Origin of the sequence: Halomonas sp. ATBC28 (genome assembly GCF_005937175.1) — a bacterium.
GTDB classification, from domain to species: Bacteria; Pseudomonadota; Gammaproteobacteria; order Pseudomonadales; family Halomonadaceae; genus Vreelandella; species Vreelandella titanicae.
The window spans coordinates 1-380 of sequence record NZ_VCQL01000225.1 but is presented as its reverse complement, the minus strand read 5'-3'; the positions used below and the strand labels follow the sequence as shown (position 1 = coordinate 380).

The window sequence follows — 380 nt, the reverse complement described above, 5'->3', positions numbered from 1 at the left end:
AGATCGAGCTGCCCGACACGGTGCGCTGAACGCCGCCTGCCGGCGCCGTCTTCCCCGGAGGGAGGGCGCCGGAGCGGCTCAGAGCGGGTGCTCGGTATAGAAGCGCCCGCCGTGGTAGAGCAGCGGCGGCACGCCGGGGCGGTGCGCACAGCGCTCCACCTCTCCCACGAAGATCACGTGGTCGCCTTCGTCGTAGCGGCTGCGGTTGAAGCATTCGAAGGTGGCCACCGCGCCCTCGATCAGCGGCGCGCCCGCCACCCCGAGCGCGTACTTCACGCCCGCGAACCGGTCCACCCCGCGGCTGGCGAAGCGTTCGGCCAGCGCCTGCTGGTCGGCGGCCAGCACGTTGATCGCGTAGTGCGAACCGGCGGCCAGCGCAT

General features: G+C 72.4%; 1 protein-coding gene. It reads right to left on the bottom strand.

Annotation, left to right across the window (positions count from 1 at the left end):
- Positions 1-78: 78 nt before the first annotated feature.
- The coding region (locus tag E0L35_RS26185; protein WP_138801783.1) for a flavin reductase family protein at positions 79-380 on the bottom strand (302 nt) is incomplete at its 5' end.